Consider the following 5286-nt stretch of genomic DNA (forward strand, 5'->3'; position numbering starts at 1 on the left):
GGCGCGCCCCGGCCGGAGCGCACACCGTGGTGGTGCGGCGTGACCGGGGCGCGGTGGGACCGACCCGAGGGCCCCGGCAGCGGCATCGAGGGCCGCGAGGACCATCCCGTCGTCCACGTGACCTGGCACGACGCCGACGCCTACTGCCGCTGGGCGGGCAAGCGCCTGCCCACCGAGGCCGAATGGGAGTACGCGGCACGCGGCGGCCTCGTCCAGCGCCGCTACCCGTGGGGCGACGAACGCGAGCCCGACGGCGCCTACATGTGCAACATCTGGCGCGGCGCCTTCCCGGCCAAGAACACCGCCGACGACGGCTACCGCGGCACCGCACCCGTCGACGCCTTCCCGCCCAACGGGTACGGCCTGCACAACATGTCCGGCAACGTGTGGGAGTGGTGCGCCGACTGGTGGTCGCCGCGCCACCCGGCCGTGCCGTCCGCCAACCCGCGCGGGCCGGAGTCCGGGCACGACAAGGTCATGCGCGGCGGGTCGTACCTGTGCCACGACTCGTACTGCAACCGCTACCGCCTCGCCGCCCGCACCGCCAACACCCCGGACAGTTCCAGCGGCAACGCGGGATTCCGCTGCGCCCGGAGCATCGGCCCCACCACCTGAACCGGCCCGTCGCGGCCGATCGCCGAATGCCGCCGCCTGCCCAGGCCGGGCGACCGTCCCGTAGCCCGGCTTCAACCCGTCGCACCATCCGTTTGGAGCCTTGATGACCGAGTCCCCCCACACCGCACCACAGCCGGCCGCATCCTCCGACGCCATCTTGCGCGACCTGGTCGCGCGACTGTCGCTGGACGACAAACTGCGCCTCGTCACCGGCGAAGACGTGTGGTCGCTCCCGGAGTTGCCGCAGATCGGCCTGCGCAAGCTGCGGATGTCCGACGGCCCGGTGGGAGTGCGCGGGACGTCGTTCGACGCGGCGGACACCAGCGTCGTGGTGCCCAACCCGTCCGCGCAGGCCGCCGCGTGGGATCCCGCGGTGGCGCGCGAGGTCGGCACACTCCTGGGCGCCCAGGCCCGCGCCAAGGACGTGCACATCCTGCTGGCGCCGACCGTGAACATGCACCGCACACCGCTCGGCGGGCGCCACTTCGAGTGCTTCTCCGAGGACCCGCTGCTCACCGCCCGTACCGCCACCGCGTACGTCGAAGGCGTGCAGGCCCAGGGCGTCGCGGCGACCGTCAAGCACTTCGTCGCCAACGACGCCGAAAACGAGCGCATGACGTACGACGTCCGGGCCGACGAGCGCACGTTGCGCGAGGTCTACCTCGCCCCGTTCGAGGCCGCCGTCCGCGACGCGGGCGCGTGGCTGGTGATGTCCGCGTACAACGGCGTCAACGGTGCCACCATGACGGCGAACTCCCCGCTCCAGAACGAGATCCTGAAGCAGGAGTGGGGCTTCGACGGCGTCGTGGTGTCGGACTGGATGGCCGTACGCTCGTCCGAGCCCGCCTTCCTCGGCGGCACCGACGTCGCCATGCCCGGACCCGTCGAGCTGTGGGGCGAGCCCATCCGTGCGGCGATCGCGGAGGGGCGCGTCGACGAGGCGGTGCTCGACGACAAGGTGCTGCGCATCCTGCGACTCGCCGCCCGCGTCGGCGCCCTCGGCGACGCCGCCGCCCCCGCCGCGGACCCCGGCATCCTGGCCGGCGCCCGGGAGCGGATCCGCACCCTCACGACCCGCACCATGGTCCTGCTGGAGAACCGCGGCGGCACGCTGCCCTTCGACACCTCGGCACTGCGCCGGGTCGCGCTGATCGGCCCCAACGCCGTGCGCATGTCGGCACAGGGCGGCGGCAGCGCCACGTGCTTCCCCGAGCAGGTCGTCGACATCGCCGAGGGCCTGCGGTCAGCGCTCGGACCGGACGTCGAACTCACGGTACGGGACGGGGCCTTCACACACCGCAAACTGCCCGGCATCAGCCGGGCCAACAGCACCGACCCGGCCACCGACGCCCCCGGCTTCACCCTGGAGTTCCGGGACGTCCACGGCTCGGTGCTGGCAACCGAGCACCGTCTCGGCGCCCAGGCAGTCGTGTGGCCCGGCTTGTACCCCGAGGGCACGCGCATCGTCGTCCTGCGCACGCGCATCATCCCCGCGGTCGACGGCGAACACGTCCTCGAAGTGCTCGGACTGGGCGCGATGACGGCGACCGTCGACGGCGAGGCCCACATCCTCGACCTGGGTACGGGGACAGGCGACTTCGGCGAGTTCCTGATGCGCCCGCCGCTGACCCATATCCCCGTGGCGGCACGCGCCGGTGCGCCCGTCGACGTCGAACTCGTGCACACGGCGGACAGCGATCTTCTGGTCGTGAGCATGGGACTCGGCTGGGCACCGGTCCGGCCCGACGAGGAGGCCGAAATGGCCGCCGCGGTGGCCGACGCCGCCGCCGCGGACGTGGCCGTCGTCGTGGTCGGCACCACCGAGGACATCGAATCCGAGGGCTTCGACCGCACCGGCCTTGCCCTGCCCGGGCGTTCGGACGAGCTGGTGGCGCGCGTCGCGGCCGCGAACCGCAACACGGTCGTGGTCGTCAACGCCGGATCCCCGGTGCTCATGCCGTGGCGCGACGACGTCGCCGCGGTGCTGTGGGCCTGGCTCCCGGGACAGGAGGGCGGTGCGGCCGTCGCCGACATCCTCACCGGAGCCGCCGAACCCGGCGGCCGCCTGCCCACCAGCTTCCCCGCCGACGAAACCGACGTGCCGGTCCTGGCGAGCAACCCGGTCGACGGCGTCCACGCCTACACCGAAGGCTCCACCATCGGCTACCGGCTGTGGGCGCTGCGCGGCGCCAAGCCCGGCTATCCGTTCGGATACGGGCTGGGCTACACCGACTGGGAGTACCGCGACCTCACGGTGGAAGGCAACGCGGCCGACGGCCTGACCGTACGCGTGGACGTCGCCAACACCGGTGCGCGGACGGGTCGCGAGATCGTGCAGGCGTACCTGGAGCCGCTGGACGGCGAGCTGTTCGGCTCCGCTGAACCGCTGCGGCTCGTCGGCTTCGCCGCCGTCGACGCCGAACCGGGTGCCACGCGGACCGTCTCTGTGGACGTCCCCTCGCGGGACCTGGCTCGCTGGGACGCCGCCGCGGGCTCCTGGCGCACCGTTCCGGGCACCTACCGGCTCACCGTCGGCCGGAACGCCGAGGACGCCGGCCTCACCACCACGATCACGCTGTAGCCCACGACGGGCCGCGCCGCCGCCGACGGGCCCCCGATCGGCCGCGGTCCGGTCCATCCCACACGGACAGGAGCCCGATGCGCATCATCTACGTCGACGTGGACACCCTCCGCGCGGACCACACCACCCCATACGGCTATCACCGGCCGACCACCCCCAACCTGCAACGGCTCGCGGACAAGTCGGTGGTGTTCGACCGCTACTACTGCTCCGACTCGCCGTGCCTGCCGTCCCGTACCGCGCTGACCAGCGGTCAGTTCGGCATCAGCAACGGCGTGATCGGGCACTTCGGCGCCGCCGCCCGGTTCCGGCTGGACGCCGGGCACCTCCCCGACCCCGACCGGCCCATGCTGGGTCAGCACTTGGTGGCCGGGGGCATGAACACCGCGGCGGTGTCGGTGTTCGCGGAGCGGCATCGCGCGTACTTCTTCCACGCCAACTTCCTCGAGTCGATCCGCGCCACACCGAACCTGGGCGACGAGGAGGCACCGGACGTCAACCGCGCCGCGATCGACTGGATACGCCGCCACGCCGAGGAAGAGAACTGGTACCTGCACGTCACCTACTGGGAGCCGCACACCGACTACACCCAGCCGGTGGAGTGGACAGAGCGCATGGCCGCGTCCGGGCCGGTGCAGGAGTGGCCGGACGAGGAGACCATCGCCCGGCACGGCGCCGAGACGTACGGCCCGCGCAGCGCCCTCGACCTGCACTACACCATCGGCGGCCCGCGCAACTCCCCGGTGCCGCACAACATGCCCGACCAGGTCGCCTCGCGCGCCGACTTCGAGCACCTGGTCAACGGCTTCGACGGGGCGATCGCCTACTGGGACCACTACTTCGGCGAACTCATGGGTGTGCTGGAGGAGTTGGGCATCGCGGAGGAGACCGCGGTCATCGTCAGCGCCGACCACGGCGAGTCGTTCGGCGAGAACGGGTCGTACGCCGAACACGGCCTCGCCAACGAGCCGACGCACCGCCTGCCGCTGGTCTTCTACTGGCCCGGCCTGACCGACAACCTGCCGGAGGACTCACGGCGCAACGACGCTCTGCTGTACAACATCGACCTCGCGCCGACGCTGTGCGACCTGCTGGGGCTCTCGGTCCCGCGGGGGTGGCAGGGCGAGTCGTTCGCCCGGGCGGTGCGCGGCGAAGCCATCGAGTCCCGCGACTACCTCGTCCTCGGGCACGGCGCGCACACCTACCAGAGGTCGGTCCGCACCCGGGACCACCTCTACATGCGCACTTACCATCCGGGGGCGTTCCAGACGGAGTGGGAGCAGCTCTTCCACGTCACCGAAGACCCGCACCTGACCCGGGACATCCTCGCCGACGACCCCGAACTGGCGGCCGCCATGCGGTCGCGGCTCGCGGAGTGGTGGCACACGTACGCGGGCCGCCCCGGCTGCCTCCCCGACCCGATGCAGATGACCCTTCAGACCGGCCCCCAGTACGCCGATCCCGTCCGATACGCCCAACACCTGCGTGACACCGGACGCGGCCACCTCGCCGAGGACCTGGAGGCCCGCCTCGCCAACGTCACCGTCCCCGTCTCGTGGCACGCTCCGGAGAGGACGTTCGGCGAGGACCTGAAGCGCTGGCTTCCCCGTTTCCAGGAGATGATGAAGTCCCGGGACGAGGCACCGGGCAGGACGCAGGGGGAGACGGCGGCGGCGCCGGGTCTGCAGGGCTGACCCGCGCGTCGCTCAGCGCGGGTGCCTTCCGGCCGCGGAGGGCCGCGCGGACGGGAACGCCGGTTCCCTCTTACCCTGTTCGCCGCGAACGCAGGGCGCGGAAACAACCCCCGCTGCCGCCGGTGGCGTCCCGCCGCGTGGTGTAGGGGATCTTGCCCCTGACTCGGCTGTGCAACGCGGTCGGCAGCGTGCCACGCGGGGCCATCGCGCTGTGACCTGCGATCCAAAGCCCCATCACCCAATGACCGATCGCTGTGACCGCAATGCGGGGCATGACCTGCACGTTCAACGCCTTGATCCGCTACACCACTTGGCGGGACACGACCCTGGGGGGGGGGGGGGGGGGGGGGGGGGGGGGGGGGGGGGGGGGGGGGGGGGGGGGGGGGGGGGGGGGGG

3 protein-coding genes are annotated in these 5286 nt (G+C 72.4%); all 3 read left to right on the plus strand.

Annotated features, from left to right (window positions below):
- On the plus strand, nucleotides 1-615 hold a 615-nt coding region (locus ACRX5S_RS30505), incomplete at its 5' end, for a formylglycine-generating enzyme family protein (protein ID WP_436776382.1).
- A 103-nt stretch (nucleotides 616-718) separates the two neighbouring features.
- Complete coding sequence (locus tag ACRX5S_RS30510; protein ID WP_436776383.1) at nucleotides 719-3196, plus strand: beta-glucosidase family protein; 2478 nt, start codon at nucleotides 719-721, stop codon at nucleotides 3194-3196.
- Between the two features lie 77 nt (nucleotides 3197-3273).
- Nucleotides 3274-4890, plus strand: a complete 1617-nt coding sequence (locus ACRX5S_RS30515) for a sulfatase family protein (protein ID WP_436776384.1) — start codon at nucleotides 3274-3276, stop codon at nucleotides 4888-4890.
- Nucleotides 4891-5286 lie beyond the last annotated feature (396 nt).

The organism is Yinghuangia sp. YIM S09857 (genome assembly GCF_051388915.1).
Classification (GTDB): domain Bacteria; phylum Actinomycetota; class Actinomycetes; order Streptomycetales; family Streptomycetaceae; genus Yinghuangia.